Source organism: Clostridium sp. MT-14 (assembly GCF_042436595.1).
Lineage (GTDB): Bacteria > Bacillota > Clostridia > Clostridiales > Clostridiaceae > Clostridium_B > Clostridium_B aromativorans.
In genome coordinates, this window is record NZ_JBHMIY010000016.1 from 1 (window position 1) to 23,168 (window position 23,168).

Sequence of the window (23,168 nt, forward strand, 5' to 3'; positions counted from 1 at the left end):
GCAGATTTAAAACTACCTTTGAAAAACAGATTGAGGAGTTATTCAACTCAATGACTCTTAAGATTATTCAAATATGTGACGATATTGATGAAAGTCTACTTAAGAATTCACCCGATATAGGTCTCAATTCCATGCTTATCTACGATACTTCAGGCTTAAAGCCAAAAGTTAAAGAGAATAACCCTAAGACACTGGTTTCAGAAATAAATAAGCAAAAAGCTTTCGCTAAAGTTATTAATAATAAAGATTTTAACCCCTATGCTGCCGCATATAAGAATATGCCAAAGTTTGCACATAGAAGCTTTAGACTAAAGTAAGAAATTTAAATAAACTTATCAAATATGCTGCTTAATACACATATCCACAGTTAAGTATCATCCTACATGCTTCGCATACCCCTTTTCAAAAGGCTTATTTAGCATTTTCTTTTTTGCTCAAATTTAGGGAATTTTTTAAAAGCTATCCACACTTTTAAAATTTAAATTCTGCAATCATCTAAATTGTATTTATATAATACCATATGGTATATAACTTGAAAATTATTATTTATCTAAAATTAAAATATATTTCAATTAGCCCTTTTTACTTTTACACAATAAAGATATAATATGATTATAAACTAAAATTATAGACAAGGAGGTAAAATCTTTGGGAACTTATTTAGATAATGCCGCTACATCCTATCCAAAACCCAATGTAGTAATAAATACGATTTCAAACTTTATGAAAAATATAGGTGCTACTGCAGGAAGAGGCGCTTATAAATCAGCTATTACTGCTGATAGGCTTATCTTTGATTGTAGAAATAATATATGTAAATTATTTAACGGTAAGGATCCTTCTAAGGTGATTTTTACTTATAATATAACTGATTCATTAAATATATTAATAAATGGTATATTAAATCCAGGCGATCACGTTATAACCAGCAGCCTAGAACATAATTCCGTATGGAGGCCATTAAAAACTCTCCAAAGGGATAAAAATATACAGATATCTCAGGTGCCTTGTACCTCCAAGGGAATAACTAACCCAAAAGACGTGGAAAAACTCATAAGGGAAAATACAAAATTCATAGTATTCACCCATGCTTCCAATGTACTTGGAACTATTCAACCTATAAGAGAAATAGGTGCGCTGGCAAAAAAACACAATATAATTTTTTTAGTAGATAGTGCTCAGACAGCAGGCGCTTATCCCATAGATGTTCAAAAAGACAATATAGATATTCTTGCTTTTACAGGGCACAAAAGTCTTTTCGGTCCTACTGGCACCGGTGGATTTTTACTTAACTGCGACACAAACATACGGCCTTTAAAATCAGGCGGTACTGGAGAAGATTCTAAAAATCCATATCAACCTGATTTTTACCCTAACAAATTTGAAGCAGGGACTTTAAATGTGGCGGGAATAGTGGGTTTAGGTGAAGGCATCAAATACATATCCAATTTAGGAGTTGAAAATATAAGAGCCAAAGAAGATGAAGTAATTGAATATGCACTTAAAAGGCTAGAAGAAATTCCCAAAATATGTATATATGGTCCTAAAGATCCCCAAAAAATAGTTGGTGTCATTTCTTTCAATATAAAAGGTATATCCGGTGAAGAAATAGCTTTTAAACTTGATCAGGAATACGACATAATGATAAGAGTTGGATTTCACTGCGCTCCAACGGCCCACAGAATCATGGGTACCTACGAAATTGGAGCCATGAGAATAGGTATAGGATATTTTAATACAAAAAAGGATATAGATATTTTAACAGACGCATTAAAAAATATAGTTAAGAGCTATAAATTATGAATTAAAACATTAAAACTAATAAAGGACTGCTGTACAAAATTAAATTTGTACAGCAGTCCTTCTGCCATAGTACCATATCTATCATGTATTATTCGTATTATCCTTTTTTAAGGATCCTATTATTTTAAATATGATTATAATGATTGCAGTTCCTGCTATTGCTGAAATAATATAACCCACTATGTCATTTGTACCCGATAGGGAATAATCTGCTGCAATAGCATGATAGTCCATTCCATGCTGAAAAGCATGCGGTATATATCCTACTAGAGATTTTATTCCTTCCGTATCCCATTCACCCCATGCATCCCCACTGGCTAAAAGGCCTAAAGGGCATAATACTACTAATGCTATCAAAATTCCATATAGCGGTTTTCTATTACTTTCCTTTACTTTTTGGCCATTATTGTATATCATAGACGGTGATATTTTTTTAACATAGGCATATACTGCTGCAGTTATAGCTCCTTCCAATATACCTATTAAAAGGTGAACTAAAACCATAGCTGGAATGGACACATTTAATCCATAGGGACAGTAAATGGCATGTCCAAAGGCATCTTTAAAGAGAAGAGGTTGTATTCCAAATTCAATAGAAGCTATAAAAGCTGCGGCCACAATTCCCACATACCCTCCAATAAAAGCTGATATATACTCTCCTCTGTCTCCTTTTAACCTGTTTTTTACAAATTTAAACACTGTATAACCTACAAAGGGCATTACAAATGCCATATTAAAAGTGTTTGCTCCGAAAGCAAGAATTCCTCCATCCCCAAAAAAAAGTGCCTGTATAAGCAAAGCTATACTTACTGAAATAGTTGCTGCATAGGGTCCCAATAAAATTGCAATTAAAGTCCCTCCTACAGCATGAGCTGTTGTTCCACCGGGAATAGGGACATTAAACATCATAATCAAAAATGAAAATGCTCCACATACCCCTAATAATGGTATCTTTTTTTTGCTAACATCTGTCTTAACTCTCTTGACAGCTCTTGCCCATATCGGCAGCATTATCACACCCATAACTGCACAAGTGGAAGGGCTTAGATAATTATCTGGAATATGCATAATAAATACCTCCTCTAATTCTAAAATTAATATAAACCCAATTATAATATTTTAAACTCAACGTATTCCATTCATATATCTTAACGAGCATTTTTCATACCATTATTTTAAATATACACCTATTTATCTCTTTAAAACTTCAAATATTTCAGATAAACATTTTCAATTACCCTAAATAAAACAATTCTCTTATACTGTCATATTTTCTTCAAAATTTATCTGTAATATTATAGTCCATTTTGGATTCAATTAAAAATAAGTTTTTCTCAAAACGATACCAATTTTGTATCATCTTGAGAAAGTCCCTGCATTTTATTTCATTTTGATATCACTTTAGCTTTTTAAGGCTTCTTCCGCATGATAGGAACTTCTCACTAAAGGAGAAGAAGCAACATATTTAAATCCCAATTTTAACCCTATTTTCTTATACTCGTCAAACACGCGCGGATGAACATATTCAACTACAGGGTGGTGTTTTAAAGAGGGAGCTAGATATTGACCTATAGTGACAATATCACAATTAACTTCTCTTAAATCTTTTAATACCTGTATGATATCCTCCCTTCTTTCTCCGAGTCCAAGCATAAATCCCGATTTGGTTAAAATTGAACTGTCCATTATCTTAACCCTATTTAACAATTCTAACGAACGTTCATATACTGCCATAGGCCTTACTTCACTATAGAGTCTAGGGGCAGTTTCTACGTTGTGATTTATAACATCTGGCTTTGCATTTACAACTTTTTTTAAGGATGCTCTATCCCCCTTAAAATCCGGTATTAAAACTTCTATAGTTATGCTTTTTTTTAATCTTTTTATTTCTTCTATCACCCTAGCAAAATGGGAGGCTCCTCCATCTTCCAGATCATCTCTGGTAACAGAAGTTATGACTGCATGCCTTAGATCCAGTTTATCCACTGCTTGAGCAACATTTGCAGGTTCTTTTTCATCCACATTTTCAGGTTTAGCCTTGGTAACATTGCAAAAAGTACAATTTCTAGTACAATTTTTGCCCAATATCATAAAAGTTGCCGTTCTCTTATTAAAACATTCCATCCTATTAGGACAATTAGCTTCTCTGCATACAGTATTTAAAGAATACTTCTTTAATACACCCTTGACTTCTCCCGAAAATTCTCCACCTCTTATTTTAACTTTCAGCCAATCTGGCTTTCTACCTTGCATAAAACACCCTTCTCCTTTTATGACTTTTATTCAACTTGCAATTTACTTGGATAAGTTCCTCTAAAACATAACCTCCATGATATTCTCAGCATTTATACCATGCATATACATTTCAACGCTTACATCTTTAAGTACTTTTAAAACTTCGTCTTCATCATACCTGACACCCATAAATTTATTTTCAAATTCCCCAATTTCCCTTTTACTAAAAAAGTCTCCAAAAAAATTTATATGTTCTATTGCTCCCCTACACACGTTTATATAGACTTGTACAATTCCTCCCTTAAATTTTTTTTCGTTAGAATAAGTAAATTTCTTGAAGTTACCATAATTCCACTGCCACAGAGCATATTTATTATCTGATATTCTTTTTATTTTTTTCCAGTCCTCTTTTGAAAATCTATAGGTTTTCACAAATTTACATTCTTCCATTATTGATTTTATTAAGAAATTTTTAAATTCTATTGTGGTCATGGGTTCCTTAATATATTCACATAAATTTGTAACTCTGCTTTTCACTGACTTAACAGACTTATCCGAAAATTTTATCCTATTTACATTCAGGGCTCCATTTAAATTTTTCATGTCAACCGAAAATAAAATACTTCCATGGTGCAAAATTCTATTCCCATGTTTATACTGAGAATTGCCAGAAAACTTCTTATTATCTATGATCAGGTCATTTCTACCGGAAAGTTTAACATCTAAGTGCAATTTCTTTAACGCCTTTATTATTGGCTTAGTAAACCTTCCAAAATCCGCAAATGTACTATCATCAACTACAGCTATAAATGTAAAATTCAGTGTTCCTAAATCGTTAAATATAGCTCCTCCTCCCGACATTCTTCTGACAACTGATAAATTATGTTTTTTTACATAATCCACATTTATTTCTGACATTGTATTTTGATTCTTCCCAATTAAAACACAGGGTCTATTTCTCCACAACATGAAACATTCTTCATTGAATTTATCCGTCACATATTCTTCAATGGCATGATTTATATAAGGGTTGGTATTATAATGTTCAATAAAGATCATATAAAATTCCTCCTGTTTATAATTATAATTCAAAATAAAATCAAATACCACATTACTGTATAAAAATAAGGCCTCTGAAGGGTAACTATCCTTCAAAGAGGCCTCTCTTAGGGAGTTTGGGGATATATAATAGTTAGGAACTCTGATACTATATCTCAAAGGAAAACATTTAAAATTTCATTAAATAAATTTTAAATTCAATTCTAGTATGTTTTCAGTATATAAAATAAGACTAATTTTTTAATCATTATTGTATAGAGCATTTATTTGTATCATCTTTAACTTCAATTTATTAAAATATATCCTACTAATCAATAAATGATTTCCTTTGATATCTACTATTATATAATATTTTATTTTATTTTTCAAGTTTATTTTAAAATTTTTTTAGTATGTACCACATGGTTAATGACAGCTACAGTTAAAAATGCCAAACCTGCCGTACAGACCCCTTTCCAGCCATATAAGTTCCAGCTGTAGGTTCCCGCAAAAGATCCCAATGCACCACCCGTAAAATAAGCTACCATAAAAACTGTATTCAATCTATTTCTTGCCTCCGGAGAAAGACTATGTACTAGTGTTTGATTAGAAACTTGTCCTGATTGGGTACCTAAATCCAATAATATTAGTCCTAAAATCAATCCTGCTATTCTATTTCCAAATATAAAAAGCACTATAAATCCCATTACGGCAAAAAAAATAGAAACCCCTACAGCAAACTTAGCACTCTTTTTATCACTAAGTCTTCCTATTATAGGTGCTGCAATAACACCACTTATTCCCAACAGGGCAAATAATCCAGCAGCTTCACTTCCCATATTATAAATTGGGGACTCTAGGAAAAATATAAGAGTTGTCCAAAATATACTAAAAGCTCCAAACATCATAGCGCCACTTAAAGATGCCTCTCTAAGCAATGGTTCATTTTTAACTAAATCCTTTAGGGAAATCATTATATTTTTATAGGATTCTATTAATTTAGGCTCATTTTTTGGGAAAGATTTACTCACCACTACATATAAAACTATCATAAGAATAGAAGCAATATAATACACACTTCTCCAACCTAAAAGCGCCCCTAGAAATCCGCTTATAGTACGTGCCAATAAAATTCCTGCCAGAAGACCGCTTAAAACTGTTCCTAAAACTTTTCCTCTTTCTCTGGGAGCAGAAAGTTCTGCAGCAAAAGGAACAACAAGTTGTGGAATTACTGTTGTAAATCCAACTAAAAAACTAGATACAATGAGCCAATTCAAATTCTTTGAAGACGCAAATAAGATCAGTGATATAACTGAAGCCAACAATAATTTTAAAATCATATTTTTTCTTTCTAAAATATCCCCTAAAGGTATAATGAAGAACATCCCCATTCCATAACCTATTTGGGTTAAAGTAGATACAAGTCCTATATTTCTTACAGATACATTAAATTCTCTGGATAGTTCACCTAATAATGGCTGATTATAATATAGATTAGCTACCGTAGCTCCACAAATTATAGCCATAATCCGCACTAGATCGGGGTCTATGCTTTTACTAATTCCATTGTGATCTTGCATAAGAACTACCTCTTTCTTCTAAAGAATATACTTTTTGATTTTAAGCAATTTAATAATTTTATATTATTTTCAGTTACATGTCAATAAATTATAAATTTACAACATAAATTTTAAAATTTCTTTGATCATATGACAAATTTAATGTATAATAAGGTTGTTAGTTAATACTATATAGCTTCTTGTTAATATCATATTTTTGTGTTATACTAATAGAATTAATAAACACCGATATACAAAATCAGATATATCAATTATAAGTGTTTTATCTTTAGGAGGATAATAAATGAAAACAGGAACAGTAAAATGGTTTAATTCAGAAAAAGGATTCGGATTTATTGAAGTGCCAGGCGAAAATGATGTTTTTGTACACTTTACCGCAATTCAAAGTGATGAACCTAGAAAAAATCTTGAAGAAGGTCAAAAAGTTCAATTTGATGTTGAAGAAGGACCAAAGGGTCTTCAAGCTGCCAATGTTGTAAAATTATAATATAAATTTTACAATATAACAAAAAACATCTTAACATAAATGAATGTAATGTTTTGCCACCTTTCTATAGAGGGTGGTTTTTTATATTTAATTATAACTTGGAGTTAAACTCCAAGTTATAATTTCTCTAGAATTAGAGATCTAATCATTTGCCAAGTACTTTTCTTTTTAATTTAAGTCCAGTTTCCGTAATTGCAAGCCCACCAAGGGCTGTCTCTCTGAGTTCACAGGGAAGTTGTTTACCTACCTTATACATTGCCGAAACAGTATCATCAAAAGGAATCCTGCTGATTACACCTGCCATAACCATATCAGCAGTAGTCAATGCATTGACAGCTCCAGATGCGTTTCTCATTGCACAGGGTATTTCCACAAGACCCGCTACAGGATCACACACCAATCCAAGTATGTTCTTTATAACTATTGCACTGGCATTTAATGCCTGCTGTGGAGTACCTCCCATCATCTCAACTACACCTGCCGATGCCATAGCCGAAGCTGAACCACATTCTGCCTGGCATCCGCCCTCTGCTCCTGCCATAGTTGCATTTTTAGCTATTATTATTCCAATTCCAGTCGCTGTAAAAAGGCTTTGAATCAATTCATCTTCACTTTTATTCAATTTTTCTCCCGCTGTTATTATAGTTGCCGGTATTATTCCACAGGATCCCGCTGTAGGTGCAGCTACTATTTTCCCCATAGCAGCATTTATTTCCGAGCAGGAAAGAGCTCTTGCCATAGCTTTTACCATAAACGTTCCAGTTAATGTTTTTCCCTGGCTGCAGTATTCATTTAATTTATACGCATCTCCTCCTATAAGGCCACTTACCGATTTTACCTTATGCCGCACCCCGCACTCTGCTGCATCTTTCATCACCTGAAAACTTTTCTTCATATTTTTAAAAATATCTTCTTTGCTTTTTTCAGTAGATATCACCTCTTGTTCAATTGTATATTCCCAAATCTTCATGTTTTTCTTCTGACATATATCTATCAGTTCTTTTCCCGTGTTAACCATGGATTATTCCTCCTCACTTATAGGATTTATAGCTCTAACCCTGTGTACATTAGATATTTTGCTTATTTCATCAACTACATCATCTGAGACAAAATCATCTACTTCAAATACCATGGCTGCTTTAGCACCCTTTATATTTTCTCTGTATACCCTCATAAAAGCTATATTTATCTTATATTTATAAAGTACTGATGATACTTTGGCAACCATGCCTGGCACATCTACATGATTTATCAATATAGTAGGATAAACTCCTGTAAATTCTATTTTATCTCCATCAACTTCAGTTATAACAACATTGCCCCCACCTATAGACGAACCCATTATTTCCGAAACCTTGCCATCTTCTCTTGTTATTACAAATTTAACCGTATTGGGATGTACATCTCCTAAATCTGTTTCGATGAATTCAATTTCTATATTTTTTTCTTTCGCCAGCTGTATAGAATTTTTTAAATTTTGATCCCATGGATTCATGCCCAATATTCCAGCAACCAATGCTTTATCGGTACCATGTCCCTTATAAGTTTTTGCAAAGGAACCATGAAGAAAAAACTGTACTTTTCGAATTTTCCCACCTGCTATAGTACTTGCAATTTTCCCTAATCTTGCTGCCCCTGCGGTATGTGAACTCGATGGTCCTATCATTATAGGTCCCAATATATCAAAAACACTATATTCTCTCATTTTTTACATCGTCCCTCCAATTTTCACATGAAAATAGTCCAAATATAAAAACACTATTAATAGTGTTTTTATATTTGTCAATCCTATTTATTAATCTTCGTTATTTCTTGTGAATTTATTCTTTCTAGCCATATAAACAGGCAGCCCTATAAGCGTCACACCCAAGCCCAAACCTGCATTTAGAGGCTGGGTAAAAAGCGTATTAAATATTATATAGAGTCCTCCAAGTATTGCTATAATAGGAACTATGGGGTATCCAGGAACCTTATAAGGTCTTTCCATATCCGGTCTCTTTTTTCTGAGAACAAATACGGCAAAGAAAGTCATTACATAGAATATCCAAATTACAAATATGAGCAAGTCTGTCAACTGATCGAATTTACCTGAAAATATAAGTATTATGGATATGATTCCTAACAATATGCCGCTGTTTACAGGTACTTTGGAATTCGGAGTCAATTTTGCCAGCCATTTGCTTCCCGGTAACTTGTTTTCCACAGCCATGGCATAAGGTACTCTCATGCCTGTAAGTACATATCCATTTATAGTGCCAAATACCGATATCAATATTCCTATAGTTATTATCTTCCCACCTGCTTGTCCAAATATTACATTTGCTACAGCTGCTGCCGGTGTCTTTGTTGCTGCTAGGGCACTTGCCGGCAGTACAAACAAATAAGCCACATTAATAAGTAAATAAACAGCCATTACCAATGACAATCCGCCTACAATAGCTATTGGCAAATCCCTTTTTGGATTTTTCATTTCTCCAGCTATAGCTCCTACATTTATCCATCCATCATAAGCAAACATCGTGGCTACAAGGGCAGATCCCAAACTTGTAGCTATAGGATGATTCTGAGCCACCATTGGCAGCAATCTCACTGTTCCTCCATTACCGTTTATAAGTCCTATTATTATAATTGCAATTAAAGGTATTAACTTACAGATAGTTGAAACTGTCTGTATGACTCCGCCAGTTTTAGATCCAAATAAATTCATGATTATTAAAAATACACTAACTATAATAGCTATTGGAACTATGGCTGAATCAGACATGCCTAATAGTGAAGCTGCCTGGGTTCCAAATATTATGGCAAGGGCAGCAACATTAGCTGGAAAATATATTATGGTCTGTGCCCATCCCAGCAAAAATGACCACATATCACCATATGTCTCCTCCAAATAAGCTATCATTCCTCCCGTTTTCGGTATTGCTGCAGAAACTTCAGCTGCAGTAAGACCACCTGCTATAGTTATTACACCTCCAAGTATCCAGGCTATTAATCCAAGTCCTGGTGCTCCGGTGGCAGTAAATACAGCTGTAGGCTTGAAAAATACTCCAGCTCCTATAACTATACCAATAACCAAAGCAAGAGCAGGTACTAAACCCAGATTCTTCTTTAATTCATCTTTGCCCATTTTTTTGATTTCCTCCCTGTCTTTTACACAAGTACAATTACTGATTCAGTTATTCTAAAAACATCAATTCATTTTATAACTATGAATCCCTATATCCACAAAACAGCGGATATTCAAACCTTATCTACAATGAATATAATAAATAATATATTAATGCTTTACAATACCTTTTCAATAATCAACCTGTATTTTCTAAAATTTTAAATTTATTATTTATTTTAAAAAGCATAATAAATTACAAAACAAAATGCTATAATGAAATTAATGACAGATTTAGTATCAAATTTATCTATATATGTCTTATAAAATTCAGTATAGCTGTTTAATATATAAAAACGTAAAGTTTAGCTATGTTAACAAGTTTTTATACAAAGTTATTATTTAAACGTTTTACTTTAAGTTTCGTTCGCGTATAAAATACATATTTGATATATTGTTTTTCATTTTTCATTTTCATCATATCACATTAATTTAATTTATACAACAAAATTCTTGAAAAAATAATCTTCTCGTACTATACAGTTACCGAAACAATTTAACGACGTATATTATTTAATTAACTGTTAAATTTAACTATTCAAAAAAATAAATTAGAATATTCATTATTCTAATTTATTTTAAGTTCACTTACCTGGTATCTTATTGATACACAGCAACTTTAAATCTTCCTTTATTTCTTCTCTTGTCTTACCTATACTGGAATCCACTACAGCTACTAATGCACCCTCCACCAATGCCGCATCTATTATTTCTACTTTAGATTGAATATCTTCATTTAGAAATTCAATGGCCATTTGAGTATTCATGTAAGCGCTGCCTAAATCAAATAATATTATTACTCCATCTTCTGAGTATACCTCCAATATAGCATTTTTTATTTTTTCCACATCTGTACCGAGCCTTCCATCTGATGTTCCACCTGCAGATACAACTCTGCCTCCAGGAGACATCTGCTCAACTAAGCTTTTTATTCCTTCAGCAATTTTGCTGCTGTGAGATACAATTACAATACCAACCATAAAAGTCACCTCTTTATCAATAGCAATTAGCTGCTAATTTTCTCACTTCTTCATAAATAACATTAAGCATAAGATAACTAGAAACGGCACCAGGATCTTGATGTCCTATACTTTTTTCCCCTAAATAACTTGCCCTTCCCTTTCTTGCTCTTATACTCTTAGTACTATTCACTCCTTTAAAGGCTTCATCTTTTGCATTTTTAAGTGCCTCTACAGTATTTAATTTTTGATTTAATGAATTCTCAAGGGAATTTACTGCTAATTCCATGGAATCTACCATAGTTTTATCTCCCATATTTGCCTTTCCCCTCACTTTAATCTCACTCAATGCATCTTTAAGCATAATAAGAAAATCATTCACATCAACAGCATTTTTTCCCTTTACTGATACTGCCGCTTTCATAAAAGCCGTACCATAAAGTGAACCCGAAGCTCCTCCAACCTTCGAAAGCAATGTCACACCAACAACTCTTAAAATATTGCCTATATCGCTTTCATCCTCTTCCTTTAACTTTTCTCTTACAGCTGTAAACCCCCTATCTAAATTTAAACCATGATCTCCGTCTCCTATATCTGCATCTAATTTAGTCAGATAGTCTTTATTCTCGCTTATAACTGCTGCTATAGAATTTATTATTTCTTTTACCTGCTTTCCATTTACACTCATAATACGTCTATCTCCCTACATATTTACATTACTTTAAACCTTTCCAACATATCCTGCATGAGCCGGTTCATGCCCACTTTCTCCCCCACTTACAAATACAACTTTACTCTTTTCTATACACTTATATATTACACCTATATCTTATCAAAATATAATATAGGTGTGAATATTCTATTATAAAAGCATGACTATTTTGGTACATTTACAATTACAAATACATAATATAAATAAATACAAAAGTATATTTTTTATATTTATACAATTAAACTCAAACTACATTAAGATTAACAGGAAGTGATTTTAATATGTCTCATTCAGAAACATTTTTTGATTATAGAGACCTAATAACCGGTGTAGATACAAAAATCCCCTTAAAGAACGGGAAACTCGTACCCGCTATAAATTTTGATAATGCCGCCACTACTCCACCATTTAATTATGTTATAGAAAAAATAAATAGTTTCTTACCCTATTATTCCTCTATTCATAGAGGAAATGGTTTTAAATCTAAATTATCTTCTGATGCCTACGAAATGTCAAGAGATATCGTCTGTAACTTTGTGCACTGCGATCCTCAAAAAAATACAGTAATTTATGTAAATAACACCACAGGAGCTATCAATAAACTATCCTATATATTCAATAATTTATACAAAAATTCAATTATACTATCTACCAGAATGGAACATCATTCCAATGATCTACCCTGGAGAAGCAAATTTAAAATGGATTATGTTGAAGTGGACGAGCTTGGCAAATTAAAGCTGTCAGATCTTAAATATAAACTAAAAAAACACCACGGTAAAGTAAAACTCGTATGTGTAACTGGTGCATCTAATGTTACCGGATACAAGAACCCAATATATACGATAGCCAAAATTGCTCACCACTATGGAGCTGAAATCTTAGTTGATGGAGCACAGCTTGTACCTCATTATCCCATATATATGCAGCAAAAGTCAAAGGAAGAATCTATTGACTACTTAGCTTTTTCCGCTCATAAAATGTACGCTCCTTTTGGAATAGGCGTACTCATAGGTCCAAAAAATACTTTCAGCAACGCACCACCAGAATACAGCGGAGGTGGCACAATAAAGGTAGTAACAGACAATTCCGTACTTTGGGATGATCCTCCAGGAAAAAATGAGGCAGGAACTCCCAATGTGCTTGGAGTTACAGCCCTTGTCTCTTCAATCAAAGTATTGAATAAATTATCGTTAAATTCTATAGATAAAAGAGAAAGTGACATATACAACTATACTTTAAATAAAATGCTGCAGCTGCCGGATATCACCATATACGGTGATACAAATCCTGGCTGTGATAAAGTTGCTATTCTTCCCTTCAATATAAAGGGACTGCATCATGAAACCACTGCAAAACTATTGTCAGATTTATCTGGTATTTCTGTAAGAAGCGGCTGCTTCTGTGCTCATCCTTATGTTCAAAGACTACTGGAACTTTCCCCTGAGGAAATAAACTATTTCAAAACTCACTTCAATAATTTTCGTCCCGGTATTGTTAGATTAAGTTTTGGCTTATACAATACCTACAATGAAGTTGATATATTAATAGATACTTTAAAAAAAATAATTAAAAATAAAAAATAACTTTTATTTATTTTTAGCTTAACAATCAATTTTTAGGCCAAAAACTCTAGTAATTACAAGCTTTCCCAAGTTAAAAGTTTAAAATTAAGAGTTAATAGTAGATTAGTAGATTTTAGTCATCATCGAAAATCTTCATCTACTATTAACTCTTCACTATAATCTCTAAACATAGAATCATATTATCAACTGGAAAGTCCTGCAGATAAAACCAATACCATGAGTATCGGAATACTATCACATATAATCCATCCTAAAAGTATAAGTACAATACTTAACTTACCATATTTATTAAAAAAATACAGTATTAAATTATAAAAGAAAAATAAATTGGTCATAATAAATATGAGGATTATAGGAACTGGATCAGATATGCTATAGACTACTATGATATGAACCATAAAAATCAATGCCAAAACAGTACCCAGAAAGAATATCACTTTAAGCCCATCTCTATTTTTAACCTTGAGAAATATGTAAATACCATCATATATACACAACAAGCAGGGTATAAGTACAAGTATCTCCAACTTGTCTATAAAAAAGTACGCTGTAATTAAAATTGCCGTGAAAGCCAGTATTTTAATATTAAAATTTAGATTTTTATCGTTCATCTATAGTATCTCCTTTCCAAGCCTGGATGTCTGTGTTCTTATTTATTTTCACACTTTATTTAATATAAATTTTTCCAAAGCATAGGCTGCTCCATCTTCTCTGTTGCTTTTAGTTATATAATCTGCAGCTGCCTTCAATCCATCAGAACCATTATCCATTGCTATTCCGAATCCCGCATAATTTATCATGGAGATATCATTATCCCAATCTCCTATGGATAATATCTCCTCTCGATTTATGCCATAATCCTCTGCAACCCTCTTAAGCATTTTTCCCTTGTCTACCTTTTTGTTGAATATTTCTAAATAATTTGGAAGTGAAAAATTAGCATTTATCTTATTTCCAAACTCATCTAAGATTTCCTCTCTTATTGTCAAAAGTTTTGCTCTATCCTCAACAAGAACTATTTTGTACATAGGTTGACTGCTAAAAAATGAAGACAGTTTTCCCACTTCATTCCAATGAGCTATATAATCATTAAGGTTCATATAATCAGTTATTTTTTCTATATAGACCTTTGCTTCATCAAACAATATGCAATATATATTGTTTTTTTCGGACATATGTATAATTCTACTACATATTTTATTTTCAATGGGTTCTCCTAAAATCAATTTACTTTTTCTATATAGATTTGCCCCATTTAAACATATTACAAAGTCTTCCAGCCCCAATTCATTTGAAAAATTTTTCAACCCGTTAAATTCCCTTCCTGAAACTAAGATCACTTTTATTCCCAATGTTTGTATTTTCTTTACTACTTCTATAGTCCTCTTGCTCAAAACATGATTTTCATTCAATAAAGTCCCATCCATGTCCATTGATACTAGTTTATACATAAATGCCCTCCTCTGTATGCTAAATACTACATAATACTAATAAACCACACTAATTAATTTGTTGAGTTCTTTCCAAATTGAAATTATTTGACAATAAACGTAAATATCACTACAATATATTTGATGATCTCAGAATTAAACACATCATACAAAACATAGAGGTATTAAATCATGGAAACTCATAAAAGCAGAAAAAAATTTATAGCAGATTTATTTTTATTGCTGGCCGCTATGCTATGGGGTGGAGGCTATGCTGCTACAAAAGATGCTCTAAATAGCATAACTCCATTATATATGATGGCCATACGATTTTTATGTGCTGGAATTTTAATTTCAGTTATTTTTTTCAAAATAATGATGAAAATAACTCTAGAAGATATAACTCGTGGTTTTATAATAGGCATATTCTTGTTTTTGGCTTACACTGCCCAGACAGTAGGACTTAACTATACAACTGCCAGCAAGCAATCTTTTTTAACTTCAGTTTATGTAATTATACTTCCCTTTTTATACTGGGCTGTATTCAAGACAAAACCTACTCATAGAGCTATAATTTCAGCCGTAATTTCCCTTATTGGCATAGGAATACTGAGTTTTAAATCAAATATGCAGCTCAATATAAATATTGGAGACTGGCTGACACTCTTATCAGCTGTTTTATTTGCATCACATATAATTTCCATAGCTTGTTTTACAAGAAAATCCAATCCGATAATACTATCTGTAGTACAGATGATGTTTGCCGGTATATTTTCTCTTCTATTTGCAATTATTTTTGAACCAAGTTTTTCAGGAATACGTGATAGTGCTTTATTCCCTATTTTTTACCTAGTAGTCTTTAGCACCATGATAGGATTTTTAATTCAAAACATAGCTCAAAAATATACCAATCCCAATCATGTGGGAATATTACTTTCACTAGAATCTGTATTTGGTGCGATCATATCCATGATATTTTTGAATGAAGTATTTACATTGAATATGATAATAGGTTGCAGCATCATATTTTTATCCGTATTTATCTCAGAAACAAAATTAAAATTTACATTTAAAAGAAATTCTCGAAATATATCTTAATTCAATACTATAAGTTATTTATTCTCACTGTTCTTCCTCTTTATTTTTGTTTTTCTTTATTCCCATTTTCTTAATTATATCAGGAACCAACTCTATTATCTTGTCTAAACTGTCCTTATTTTTAATGGGAATTAATTTAACATTATCCTCTTTTATAACAAGCACAGCATCTGCAGTTATCTTTGCACCCGCACCCATACCTGATCCAGAACCTTCCTTTTTATCTTTATCTCCAGCTGTATCCTCTCCTCCTCCAGCAGCACATCCAAAATTAACAGTTATAAATGGCACCAAAGTTATATCTCCTACATTTATGGGTTTACCAACAACTGTTTCTGTCTTTAAAAAATTTTCCAATTTTGAAAATAGCATCTCCGTATTTTCCTTAATATCCATGTTAATACCTCCTTAATATCAAATATCAGCTGACTTCACTTCACTGGTTTTTTCATATCCGACTCTCTCTGCTCTATCTCTCCTATGAAACCTTTTTTTCATAAAATCAGCCATAAGAACTCTAAACATTATAAAAATAAAAGATATAACTTTTAAGCTTCCTTTAATTTCTACACTTACGTTAAAAACATCGTCAAAAAAATCCGGTTTCATATTTATAGATTTTTTTGGCATTATATTTTTAATTATAGCAAAAATCCCTCCTAATATTCCAGTGATATAAGGATCCTCTAAACCATAGTTCCCCTCTATTTTAACATATTTAGGCTTAATTATAAGTATAATTTTTTTTATAAATTTTTTATATGAGTAATTTCTTTTAATTTTATTCAAAACATTGTGCAGAAACTCAGTATTATCGGTCTTATGAGGCTTATATTTCTTAAAGTTATTAGATATTCTTTTTTTTGCAAACAATATCTTTATAAACAATTCCATATTTTTTCCCTTTCCCATCCCTATTATAGAAATTACACCTAAAAGCAAATCAATTTTAAAACTATATTTAAATTTACTTTTTTCGAGTATAACTTCTATTTTGTATTTTGTATTACATACTATAGTTAAAGTTAAAAGAGCTAAAATTGTTAAAATTACAATCCCTGTTATTTTTAACATCTCAAATTTATAATACCTCCCCCTATAGAATTTAATTTTTTACAAGCACTTTACTATCTACTATAAATTTATAATATCTAAAAATTTTATGAATTTAAATATATATTTTTTTGATTTTTTTTGATAAAATCTATATGAAGTTTATAATTAGGAGAGATTAACTATGCTTTTTTTCTTATACATATCAGGATTTTTAGCTGTACTGGTTGGAATAAAATTATTCTATAAACAGAATAAAAAAATAGCAAATAAAAATTACAGTGAAAAAAAAATATTACAGTATTGGATAAAGAGGATGATTGTAAATATAACGACTATGTGTTTAACAGCTATATTTGTACTATTCATCGTTCCACTTTTGATATGGATATTTGCGCCCAAAGAAACAGGTACTGTAGATAAAATTCTCGAAAGTAAAAATTTAACTCCGATTTCATCCTCAAATAAAAATAGCTACATAAAGGAAGTATTAAACGGAAATGCTAAAAGCTGTTTAGTGAACATAGATGACAATGGAAATCAAAGTTTACAAAATTTTAATAGTAAATCTGTAGAAATTGTATCTACTGACAAAGAAAAACCTAAATATGAAAGAATAGCAGAATATAAAATAAAAAAATTAAAGGGTAACTGGATAATACCAAACTCTGTAAATGACATCTATGCTAATGTCTATATAGATTACAGTCAAAAAAATTTTATAAGAAATAAAGTAAAATTAATAGTACCGGCTAATTCAAAATAATCATCGACCATATGATCCCATTATTTCGAATTAAAGGTGCCACGATTATTATATCATATAAAATCTATGACATCTATTTGGTTTCAAAATAGTAAAATACACATAAAAAAGATATAATGATATTATATTAAAATAGAATTAAGACTCTAAATTTCTACAGGGGGTGATTACATGCTTAATTACTATGGACTTATTACCGGCATTTTTGTATTGGTTTTAACAGGTATCGGCCACGTAATCGTAATAAAGGGCGAATATTATTTTGGAATAAAAATATGGCCTTTATTTTTATTGCTGGGATGTATAAGCATAATCTTTTCTCTATTGAATGAAAATGCCCTGATATCCGGCCTTTTAGGCATTTTAGGGGTTACTTCTTTTTGGAGTATATTGGAGTTGTTTAAACAGAAGAAGAGAGTATCTAAAGGCTGGTTCCCTAAAAAAGATAATTAAGATACAAAGCAGGGTGTTTTAAATGAAAAAATACTTTTTTATAAAATCAATATCAATATTTATAATAATTGCATTTGCACTTTTTTTCTGCTGTATTTATATATCTCAAAACAAGTCAAAGGACATTTACAAATACAGTGAAATCCAGATACCACTGGAAGCTAAAATCCTGTGGGATAATTCCACTTTAAAAAACATATCTGTAAAATATAAGGGCAACGATACCATAGATGCATATATCTTTCCCAGTGCTAACGGCAGAACTTTACTTATAAATCCACCTATAGACGGATTTACAGAAGGCAGTAAAATTTATGTCACTTTATCTCCGAACTTACATTTCAAAAATTATGAGTTAAAAAGCAAAAAAAGATTGCGCTTTAATGTAAAATCAGACAATTTATCTGCACTGTCAAAAGTTTCAAGAATACCCAAATATGGAGATATAATAGGAACCACCGATAATTTCATGGGATACAGATATAATCATTATGGGATATATATTGGCAACAATAAAGTTATTCACTACTGCAGCAGTACAGGTAATGCAAAAGATGCAAAAATACAGGAAACAAATATGGCTCCTTATTTTAAGCCTGGAAACTATTTTATCTTAAATGTAAAGAGCAATGTTGAATTCAGCTCTGAGGAAACTGTAAGAAGAGCAAGGACAAGACTTGGAGAAAAGAGCTATAGTCTTTTGCAAAATAATTGTGAGCATTTTGCCCTCTGGGCTAAAACCGGAAATTCAAAATCCTATCAACTAATTAACTTGTCACAGAAAGAATTAGCTCAGATAAAAATGTTCACAGCAATGGGTATAAATTTACAGTAGCCATCTTGATTTAGAAATTAATTAAAAAATATTTTTTACAGTCAAACACAATTATTAAAACCGCCTTAAAATTGTAATCAAAATTTTCAAGGCGGTTTTTTCATAAATATCTAACACATTTTACAACAGTTCAATTTCAATAACCCTGAGCGTTATTGAGCTTTATACATTCCTTTACTTTCCATATACTTGTAAATGGACTCGCCATGTTTCTGTTCCTCTTTTTGTATATGATTTAATACATCCCGTGCATTTGTATCCCTAAACTCAAATATTGAAGTATCATATGTACCTGAAACATATTTTTCTGTCATAAGCATATCCTTGCACATATCCTCATCACTGACTTGAGATGCCCCTGCCTGTGATGGAGATCTACCCGCATTTGCGTTTAAATTGGGTTTAGCCTGCTGTTTGTTGTTTAAATCAGGTACATTTCCATTTAAAAGTGAATTCACACTATTTAAATGCTCTTGTTCAATAGAAGCATTGTTTAAGAACAGTTGTCTTAACTGAGAATCCTGTGCTTGATTGGCATAATTTGTGTATTTATTTATACACGTAACTTCATGGCTTTTTTGGTCTTCCAATAATAATCTTTCCTTATTCGTTAAATTTATTGACATAAAAACACCTCCAAATCTATTTTGTATAATAGGAGATATTTTTATACCTAATAAAAAAAAATACTCCAAATAAAATATAATTTTATTTGGAGTAACAAAAGTTCCTTACTACCATAAATACTAGAAGATTTATGCAACCTCCTAACAAATACAAAATATATAATTGGAGGGTACACAGATTATATAACAAAAATTTTACAGGAGTTTACATAACCTTCTTTAACACAGTCATTTCATATTTAGTTTCATATATTTTATAATAATATCTAATATGATTATATCATTAAATAACAATATTTAAAACCTATATTGATAAATTTGCCAAAGTTCTCATATACAGATCTAATAGTATCTCTCAAATAAGTTTCATGTACATGATTTATGTTAACACAATTTTTGATAATGAATATATTATCATTGTAAAAGAATATAAGAGGTGAAAATAGTGTATTCAAAATTTGCTCCCTATATGAATCCAGAACAATATATGATCCCTTCCATGTTTGCAGCTGATTCAGGTAAAAGATTAGCACAGGCCTATGTGCCTATGCAGCCTTATATAGGCTTGCTTCCTTTAAATGTGGCACTTCAAAAAGGTACCGTATTTCCTAATCTGGTCATACCTTATCCAAATGATTAATATAAAATAGGAGGAAATAAATATGAAAGATGGTAAAAAATTATTAGATAAGATACGACAAGTGGAGTTCGCCGCAGTAGATTTAAATATTTATTTAGATAATTTTCCCGATAATAAAAAGGCTCTGGCTGATTATAATACCTTATCAAAACAACTTATGTACCTAAAAAGAGAATACGAAGCAAATTTCGGAATGCTTATTAATTTTGGATTTAGTCAAAGCGAATATCCCTGGTCCTGGACAAATCAACCCTGGCCTTGGGAAAGAGGAAACTAGGAGGTCACATATATGTGGATTTATGAGAAAAAATTAGAATATCCTGTTAATATTAAAAGTAAGGATATAAGAATGGCTAAATACCTTGTTGCCCAATACGGAGGACCCGATGGGGAATTAAGTGCTGCTCTCAGATATTTAAACCAGCGCTACACCATGCCTACAGGAAAAACTAAAGGTTTACTTACTGATATCGGTACAGAAGAATTAGCACATGTAGAAATCATAGGTGCTATGGTATATCAACTCACAAAAAATGCTACTGTATGTGAACTGGAGGAAGCAGGTTTAGGTGGACATTTTGTTCAGCATGGACGTGCACTTTACTGGCAAGATGCCAATGGCTTTCCCTGGACTGCCACCTATATAACCGCTACATCAGATCCGATAACGGATCTTCATGAAGACATGGCAGCAGAGCAAAAGGCCAGAACAACTTATGAGCATTTGATAACTTTAACGGATGATCCTGATATAATAGATGTGCTTAAATTTCTGTGGGCAAGAGAGATAGTCCATTTTCAGCGTTTTGGAGAGGCACTTGTACACGTTCAAGATAAAGCAGATTCTAAAAAATGCTTTTAAATTTCAGAACTGCCGGCATTTTTCAATGCCGGCTTGTTTTTTGAGTTCTATTTAGTTTATAAAAGCAAGCCCTTCAAAATCAGAGTGGCAACAATAGAGATAGCAATGCTCATTAGGGTGCCCACTAAGTATTTTTCAGCGAACTCCCTATCATTGAGTTGATTGAATCTGGCTAAACTCTTTGCAGTTAATACCAATCCAATAGTGGGTAATTGGTCCTGCAGTACCAATGTTGCTACAATAATCCGTTCAAGGATGCCTATGGTATATCCTGCATTATAATTCGTCACAGCATCTTCATCATCATTATTATTATATTCTTGGTTAGAAATATATGAAAGCATCTTTTTCACAGTAATTGCTGCAGGCTGCAGTATCACTAAATAAACCAGCATATAGACTATGCCATTATTGATACTCGCTTTTCCAAATGCATATAGAACCGATTGCAGAAATCCTCCAAGATGCGTGTCCAAATTGAAATAGCAAGAAACGACAAATATGATACCCAAGTGTAAAATCTGATCGAAAAAATAGCAAAAAATTTGAATATGTGCAGCAGCTTTCCTATCTACAAGAATCCTTACATAATCGATCACCAAATGTGATATGCCTATAATAACTGCCGCCCCTATAGCACTCCTGATATCAGTAGATATAAATAACATAGTTGTAATTACAAAGGCATAAATCCCACAATGTTTCAGCAACTTTAAAAAATGCTGCCGCTTTTCTACAGACATCTTTGATGACTGTAATACAAAATCTCCAATTAAATGAGAAATAACAAGTAATAAAGTTACCATTGTCTCTCCTCCGAAATATATTGATTCATTAATTTCAGGGCAACAATAGCTGAATTCCTCGCTTGATAGATATTACCCGCTCTTATGGATTTGTCCATGTTCTGTCTGCTTGTTCCCAACAATTTTGCCAATTTTGCCGGAAGTCCTTTGACTTTTCCGGAAGATACATAAAATTGCTCTTCATCAGCAAGGGCGTTTATAGGATTACATCCAAAGCTAAAATCCATTGGTACCGACAAAGGATATTTTTGAATGTTTCGACTGGATTTCCACCTGACATAATATCCAATTTGATTTTTTTGTGCAATTAAAGAATTCATCTCCTCAAAGTTGTTAAATTTAAGTGCACCATTTATATCAATAGGATACATCAATTCTGAAAGTAAAAATAGTTCATTTTGATATTGGCTCTGATTTTTTACAAGTATGGCTGCTGTACTTATAGCTGAATTAATATAAATATCATTCTGGCCCTTCGAAAACAGAAGGATAGAATATCCCAGAGAATCCTCCACATTATTGATGGCATATCGTGCATTATGGTATGCCGATCCGTCCTGTTCAGTAGAAATGCCGCTGTCTATCCTTACGCTCCACTCTCCTACACCAATTCCGGCCCGGATTTCAACAGGAAAAATCAGCATATTAAACAACCGAAGGTAGAGATAGGCAGCCTGAGGCGAAGAAAACAGCCCCTGCACCTCATCGCCGGCACTGAATACAACATTGAGTTCCAGTACATTAGCAAATATTTTGTTCAAAATCAAAATAGCATTTTTAATATAATTTTGGAGGTTAATCCGATCGAAATGCTCATAAGATCTTGATTTTTTTAAATCAATAATCAGAGCTGAGTATTTTTTCATATCCCTCACCTCAGATTAATTGTACAATATTCAAGAACAACATGCAACCATTTTGGGTTGCTATATGTATATGCAACCATTTTAGATTGATATATAATAATTTTTACCTTATTCTATCTAGCGTATAAATAATCATTCAGATTATTTATATATATGTTAAAATTGTC

At 32.0% G+C, this 23,168-nt stretch carries 27 protein-coding genes and 1 pseudogene; 11 read left to right on the forward strand and 17 right to left on the reverse strand.

Going from position 1 to position 23,168, the window contains the following annotated elements:
• Both ACFHWD_RS11895 and ACFHWD_RS11900 read left to right on the forward strand, forming a co-directional pair.
• A pseudogene (locus tag ACFHWD_RS11895) lies at window positions 1–317 on the forward strand (hypothetical protein); the annotation flags it as partial.
• Between the two features lie 331 nt (window positions 318–648).
• Window positions 649–1,803: an aminotransferase class V-fold PLP-dependent enzyme gene (locus ACFHWD_RS11900; RefSeq protein ID WP_150357925.1), complete on the forward strand. Its 1,155-nt coding sequence runs from the start codon at window positions 649–651 to the stop codon at window positions 1,801–1,803.
• An 81-nt stretch (window positions 1,804–1,884) separates the two neighbouring features.
• Here ACFHWD_RS11900 and cbiM read toward each other — a convergent pair whose 3' ends face one another.
• The 4 genes from cbiM to ACFHWD_RS11920 all read right to left on the reverse strand — a co-directional run bounded on the left by cbiM (window position 1,885) and on the right by ACFHWD_RS11920 (window position 6,656).
• Window positions 1,885–2,871, reverse strand: a complete 987-nt coding sequence (gene cbiM, locus ACFHWD_RS11905; RefSeq protein WP_150357924.1) for a cobalt transporter CbiM — start codon at window positions 2,869–2,871, stop codon at window positions 1,885–1,887.
• 333 nt (window positions 2,872–3,204) lie between these two features.
• Window positions 3,205–4,056 carry a lipoyl synthase gene (gene lipA / locus ACFHWD_RS11910; protein ID WP_378062049.1) on the reverse strand — a complete coding sequence of 284 codons (852 nt, stop codon included), beginning with the start codon at window positions 4,054–4,056 and terminating at the stop codon, window positions 3,205–3,207.
• Window positions 4,057–4,116: 60 nt separating this feature from the next.
• Window positions 4,117–5,097 (reverse strand): lipoate--protein ligase, encoded by a 981-nt coding sequence (locus tag ACFHWD_RS11915; protein WP_378062051.1) that lies wholly within the window; start codon window positions 5,095–5,097, stop codon window positions 4,117–4,119.
• Window positions 5,098–5,468: 371 nt separating this feature from the next.
• Window positions 5,469–6,656, reverse strand: a complete 1,188-nt coding sequence (locus ACFHWD_RS11920) for an MFS transporter (protein WP_179977859.1) — start codon at window positions 6,654–6,656, stop codon at window positions 5,469–5,471.
• Between the two features lie 283 nt (window positions 6,657–6,939).
• On the opposite strand from ACFHWD_RS11920, the gene ACFHWD_RS11925 reads away from it, so the two are divergent.
• Complete coding sequence (locus tag ACFHWD_RS11925; RefSeq protein ID WP_106011167.1) at window positions 6,940–7,143, forward strand: cold-shock protein; 204 nt, start codon at window positions 6,940–6,942, stop codon at window positions 7,141–7,143.
• Between the two features lie 145 nt (window positions 7,144–7,288).
• Here ACFHWD_RS11925 and sdaAA read toward each other — a convergent pair whose 3' ends face one another.
• The 6 genes from sdaAA to ACFHWD_RS11955 all read right to left on the reverse strand — a co-directional run bounded on the left by sdaAA (window position 7,289) and on the right by ACFHWD_RS11955 (window position 12,094).
• Window positions 7,289–8,161 carry an L-serine ammonia-lyase, iron-sulfur-dependent, subunit alpha gene (sdaAA, locus tag ACFHWD_RS11930; protein WP_378062053.1) on the reverse strand — a complete coding sequence of 291 codons (873 nt, stop codon included), beginning with the start codon at window positions 8,159–8,161 and terminating at the stop codon, window positions 7,289–7,291.
• 3 nt (window positions 8,162–8,164) lie between these two features.
• Entirely contained in the window at window positions 8,165–8,848 is a 684-nt protein-coding gene (sdaAB, locus tag ACFHWD_RS11935) for an L-serine ammonia-lyase, iron-sulfur-dependent subunit beta (protein WP_378062055.1), read from the reverse strand.
• A 90-nt stretch (window positions 8,849–8,938) separates the two neighbouring features.
• Window positions 8,939–10,270, reverse strand: a complete 1,332-nt coding sequence (locus ACFHWD_RS11940; protein ID WP_150357918.1) for an APC family permease — start codon at window positions 10,268–10,270, stop codon at window positions 8,939–8,941.
• A gap of 623 nt (window positions 10,271–10,893) precedes the next feature.
• Complete coding sequence (dhaM, locus tag ACFHWD_RS11945; RefSeq protein ID WP_150357917.1) at window positions 10,894–11,289, reverse strand: dihydroxyacetone kinase phosphoryl donor subunit DhaM; 396 nt, start codon at window positions 11,287–11,289, stop codon at window positions 10,894–10,896.
• A 16-nt stretch (window positions 11,290–11,305) separates the two neighbouring features.
• Entirely contained in the window at window positions 11,306–11,956 is a 651-nt protein-coding gene (gene dhaL, locus ACFHWD_RS11950; protein WP_150357916.1) for a dihydroxyacetone kinase subunit DhaL, read from the reverse strand.
• A gap of 33 nt (window positions 11,957–11,989) precedes the next feature.
• Window positions 11,990–12,094: a dihydroxyacetone kinase subunit DhaK gene (locus tag ACFHWD_RS11955; RefSeq protein WP_207708009.1), complete on the reverse strand. Its 105-nt coding sequence runs from the start codon at window positions 12,092–12,094 to the stop codon at window positions 11,990–11,992.
• 167 nt (window positions 12,095–12,261) lie between these two features.
• On the opposite strand from ACFHWD_RS11955, the gene ACFHWD_RS11960 reads away from it, so the two are divergent.
• The gene (locus ACFHWD_RS11960; protein WP_229982097.1) at window positions 12,262–13,566 is read left to right on the forward strand and encodes an aminotransferase class V-fold PLP-dependent enzyme; all 1,305 of its coding nucleotides are present in this window, start codon (window positions 12,262–12,264) and stop codon (window positions 13,564–13,566) included.
• 182 nt (window positions 13,567–13,748) lie between these two features.
• Here ACFHWD_RS11960 and ACFHWD_RS11965 read toward each other — a convergent pair whose 3' ends face one another.
• Together ACFHWD_RS11965 and ACFHWD_RS11970 are read right to left on the reverse strand one after the other, a co-directional pair.
• On the reverse strand, window positions 13,749–14,177 hold the full coding sequence (locus ACFHWD_RS11965; RefSeq protein WP_150359006.1) for a hypothetical protein: 429 nt from the start codon (window positions 14,175–14,177) through the stop codon (window positions 13,749–13,751).
• 48 nt (window positions 14,178–14,225) lie between these two features.
• Entirely contained in the window at window positions 14,226–15,017 is a 792-nt protein-coding gene (locus ACFHWD_RS11970; RefSeq protein WP_150359007.1) for a Cof-type HAD-IIB family hydrolase, read from the reverse strand.
• A 171-nt stretch (window positions 15,018–15,188) separates the two neighbouring features.
• Between ACFHWD_RS11970 and ACFHWD_RS11975 the strand changes: the two genes are divergently transcribed.
• The gene (locus tag ACFHWD_RS11975) at window positions 15,189–16,094 is read left to right on the forward strand and encodes a DMT family transporter (protein ID WP_179977861.1); all 906 of its coding nucleotides are present in this window, start codon (window positions 15,189–15,191) and stop codon (window positions 16,092–16,094) included.
• Window positions 16,095–16,118: 24 nt separating this feature from the next.
• On the opposite strand, the gene ACFHWD_RS11980 is transcribed toward ACFHWD_RS11975, so the two are convergent.
• The gene (locus tag ACFHWD_RS11980) at window positions 16,119–16,490 is read right to left on the reverse strand and encodes a GerW family sporulation protein (RefSeq protein WP_150359009.1); all 372 of its coding nucleotides are present in this window, start codon (window positions 16,488–16,490) and stop codon (window positions 16,119–16,121) included.
• 18 nt (window positions 16,491–16,508) lie between these two features.
• Entirely contained in the window at window positions 16,509–17,168 is a 660-nt protein-coding gene (locus ACFHWD_RS11985; RefSeq protein WP_179977862.1) for a DUF2953 domain-containing protein, read from the reverse strand.
• 163 nt (window positions 17,169–17,331) lie between these two features.
• Between ACFHWD_RS11985 and ACFHWD_RS11990 the strand changes: the two genes are divergently transcribed.
• The 3 genes from ACFHWD_RS11990 (at window position 17,332) to ACFHWD_RS12000 (ending at window position 19,201) form a co-directional block, all read left to right on the forward strand.
• Window positions 17,332–17,913, forward strand: coding sequence for a hypothetical protein (locus tag ACFHWD_RS11990; protein WP_150358190.1), 582 nt, complete (start codon window positions 17,332–17,334; stop codon window positions 17,911–17,913).
• A gap of 171 nt (window positions 17,914–18,084) precedes the next feature.
• Entirely contained in the window at window positions 18,085–18,366 is a 282-nt protein-coding gene (locus ACFHWD_RS11995; protein WP_150358189.1) for a DUF4491 family protein, read from the forward strand.
• Window positions 18,367–18,388: 22 nt separating this feature from the next.
• Window positions 18,389–19,201: a lecithin retinol acyltransferase family protein gene (locus tag ACFHWD_RS12000; RefSeq protein ID WP_150358188.1), complete on the forward strand. Its 813-nt coding sequence runs from the start codon at window positions 18,389–18,391 to the stop codon at window positions 19,199–19,201.
• Between the two features lie 152 nt (window positions 19,202–19,353).
• Here the strand turns inward: ACFHWD_RS12000 and ACFHWD_RS12005 are convergent, their stop codons facing one another.
• Complete coding sequence (locus ACFHWD_RS12005) at window positions 19,354–19,827, reverse strand: spore coat protein (protein ID WP_150358187.1); 474 nt, start codon at window positions 19,825–19,827, stop codon at window positions 19,354–19,356.
• Between the two features lie 445 nt (window positions 19,828–20,272).
• On the opposite strand from ACFHWD_RS12005, the gene ACFHWD_RS12010 reads away from it, so the two are divergent.
• From ACFHWD_RS12010 to ACFHWD_RS12020, 3 genes are read left to right on the forward strand one after another with little or no spacing between them, the layout of a single operon-like run.
• Window positions 20,273–20,467, forward strand: coding sequence for a spore coat associated protein CotJA (locus ACFHWD_RS12010; protein WP_229981753.1), 195 nt, complete (start codon window positions 20,273–20,275; stop codon window positions 20,465–20,467).
• A 22-nt stretch (window positions 20,468–20,489) separates the two neighbouring features.
• The gene (locus tag ACFHWD_RS12015; RefSeq protein WP_150358186.1) at window positions 20,490–20,744 is read left to right on the forward strand and encodes a spore coat protein CotJB; all 255 of its coding nucleotides are present in this window, start codon (window positions 20,490–20,492) and stop codon (window positions 20,742–20,744) included.
• 12 nt (window positions 20,745–20,756) lie between these two features.
• On the forward strand, window positions 20,757–21,329 hold the full coding sequence (locus ACFHWD_RS12020; RefSeq protein ID WP_150358185.1) for a manganese catalase family protein: 573 nt from the start codon (window positions 20,757–20,759) through the stop codon (window positions 21,327–21,329).
• Window positions 21,330–21,385: 56 nt separating this feature from the next.
• Here the strand turns inward: ACFHWD_RS12020 and ACFHWD_RS12025 are convergent, their stop codons facing one another.
• Window positions 21,386–22,135, reverse strand: coding sequence for a DUF3307 domain-containing protein (locus tag ACFHWD_RS12025; protein WP_150358184.1), 750 nt, complete (start codon window positions 22,133–22,135; stop codon window positions 21,386–21,388).
• A complete protein-coding gene (locus ACFHWD_RS12030) occupies window positions 22,129–23,001 on the reverse strand; it encodes a SatD family protein (RefSeq protein WP_150358183.1) in 873 nt (290 codons plus the stop codon). The genes ACFHWD_RS12025 and ACFHWD_RS12030 overlap by 7 nt, the downstream gene beginning before the upstream one ends.
• Between the last annotated feature and the right edge of the window lie 167 nt (window positions 23,002–23,168).

What these genes read in the sequence shown, in the direction of transcription:
- sdaAB (WP_378062055.1), bottom strand. Translation starts at nt 8,848, where the DNA reads ATGAGAGAATATAGTGTTTTTGATATATTGGGACCTATAATGATAGGA.
- ACFHWD_RS11995 (WP_150358189.1), top strand. Translation starts at nt 18,085, where the DNA reads ATGCTTAATTACTATGGACTTATTACCGGCATTTTTGTATTGGTTTTA.
- ACFHWD_RS11980 (WP_150359009.1), bottom strand. Translation starts at nt 16,490, where the DNA reads ATGGATATTAAGGAAAATACGGAGATGCTATTTTCAAAATTGGAAAAT.
- ACFHWD_RS11920 (WP_179977859.1), bottom strand. Translation starts at nt 6,656, where the DNA reads ATGCAAGATCACAATGGAATTAGTAAAAGCATAGACCCCGATCTAGTG.
- ACFHWD_RS12000 (WP_150358188.1), top strand. Translation starts at nt 18,389, where the DNA reads ATGAAAAAATACTTTTTTATAAAATCAATATCAATATTTATAATAATT.
- ACFHWD_RS12030 (WP_150358183.1), bottom strand. Translation starts at nt 23,001, where the DNA reads ATGAAAAAATACTCAGCTCTGATTATTGATTTAAAAAAATCAAGATCT.
- ACFHWD_RS11975 (WP_179977861.1), top strand. Translation starts at nt 15,189, where the DNA reads ATGGAAACTCATAAAAGCAGAAAAAAATTTATAGCAGATTTATTTTTA.
- dhaL (WP_150357916.1), bottom strand. Translation starts at nt 11,956, where the DNA reads ATGAGTGTAAATGGAAAGCAGGTAAAAGAAATAATAAATTCTATAGCA.
- ACFHWD_RS11985 (WP_179977862.1), bottom strand. Translation starts at nt 17,168, where the DNA reads ATGTTAAAAATAACAGGGATTGTAATTTTAACAATTTTAGCTCTTTTA.
- sdaAA (WP_378062053.1), bottom strand. Translation starts at nt 8,161, where the DNA reads ATGGTTAACACGGGAAAAGAACTGATAGATATATGTCAGAAGAAAAAC.
- ACFHWD_RS11960 (WP_229982097.1), top strand. Translation starts at nt 12,262, where the DNA reads ATGTCTCATTCAGAAACATTTTTTGATTATAGAGACCTAATAACCGGT.
- ACFHWD_RS11970 (WP_150359007.1), bottom strand. Translation starts at nt 15,017, where the DNA reads ATGTATAAACTAGTATCAATGGACATGGATGGGACTTTATTGAATGAA.
- ACFHWD_RS11965 (WP_150359006.1), bottom strand. Translation starts at nt 14,177, where the DNA reads ATGAACGATAAAAATCTAAATTTTAATATTAAAATACTGGCTTTCACG.
- ACFHWD_RS12020 (WP_150358185.1), top strand. Translation starts at nt 20,757, where the DNA reads ATGTGGATTTATGAGAAAAAATTAGAATATCCTGTTAATATTAAAAGT.
- ACFHWD_RS12025 (WP_150358184.1), bottom strand. Translation starts at nt 22,135, where the DNA reads ATGGTAACTTTATTACTTGTTATTTCTCATTTAATTGGAGATTTTGTA.
- ACFHWD_RS11990 (WP_150358190.1), top strand. Translation starts at nt 17,332, where the DNA reads ATGCTTTTTTTCTTATACATATCAGGATTTTTAGCTGTACTGGTTGGA.
- dhaM (WP_150357917.1), bottom strand. Translation starts at nt 11,289, where the DNA reads ATGGTTGGTATTGTAATTGTATCTCACAGCAGCAAAATTGCTGAAGGA.
- cbiM (WP_150357924.1), bottom strand. Translation starts at nt 2,871, where the DNA reads ATGCATATTCCAGATAATTATCTAAGCCCTTCCACTTGTGCAGTTATG.
- ACFHWD_RS12005 (WP_150358187.1), bottom strand. Translation starts at nt 19,827, where the DNA reads ATGTCAATAAATTTAACGAATAAGGAAAGATTATTATTGGAAGACCAA.
- ACFHWD_RS11940 (WP_150357918.1), bottom strand. Translation starts at nt 10,270, where the DNA reads ATGGGCAAAGATGAATTAAAGAAGAATCTGGGTTTAGTACCTGCTCTT.
- lipA (WP_378062049.1), bottom strand. Translation starts at nt 4,056, where the DNA reads ATGCAAGGTAGAAAGCCAGATTGGCTGAAAGTTAAAATAAGAGGTGGA.
- ACFHWD_RS11915 (WP_378062051.1), bottom strand. Translation starts at nt 5,097, where the DNA reads ATGATCTTTATTGAACATTATAATACCAACCCTTATATAAATCATGCC.
- ACFHWD_RS11925 (WP_106011167.1), top strand. Translation starts at nt 6,940, where the DNA reads ATGAAAACAGGAACAGTAAAATGGTTTAATTCAGAAAAAGGATTCGGA.
- ACFHWD_RS12015 (WP_150358186.1), top strand. Translation starts at nt 20,490, where the DNA reads ATGAAAGATGGTAAAAAATTATTAGATAAGATACGACAAGTGGAGTTC.